Origin of the sequence: Streptomyces sp. WM6386 (assembly GCF_000972385.1) — a bacterium.
Lineage (GTDB): Bacteria > Actinomycetota > Actinomycetes > Streptomycetales > Streptomycetaceae > Streptomyces.
On sequence record NZ_JXTE01000482.1, the window covers coordinates 1 to 460 of the forward strand.

At 76.7% G+C, this 460-nt stretch carries 1 protein-coding gene; it reads left to right on the top strand.

The features are described from left to right. On the top strand, positions 1 to 460 hold a 460-nt coding region (locus TN53_RS42345), incomplete at both ends, for an AIR synthase-related protein (protein WP_046264236.1).

The following is a 460-nucleotide window of genomic DNA, read 5'->3' on the forward strand; positions in this document are numbered from 1 at the left end:
GGCGGCCGGGGTGGTGGTCCTCGACGTGGACGCCCGTGTGGTGCGCGCGGGTGAGGCCGATCAGATCTATCTGCACACCGCCGGACTGGGAGTGGTCCCGGCCGGCGCCGGGCAGGAGACACCGCCGCGGGCGGGCGACCGCCTCCTGGTCAGCGCCCCGCTCGGCGGTTTCGGCGCCCATCTGCTGTCGGCCCGGGCGGGGCTCGGGCACGAGGGTGTGGTCTCCGCCGCGTGTGTACCGCTTGCCGGGCTGCTGGAGCAGGTGCGCGGTGCGGGAGCCGACGGTGCGCTGCGCGCGGTGCGTGTCGTGGGCCGGGCCGGGCTGGCCGGTGCCCTGCACGCGTACGCGGCCGGTACGGGCCTGGGCATGCGGGTTGAGGAGGTGGCGCTGCCGGTGCACTACGAGGTGCGCGTGGCCCTCGACGAACTCGGCGTCGACCCCGTGCACGCGGCGACCGCG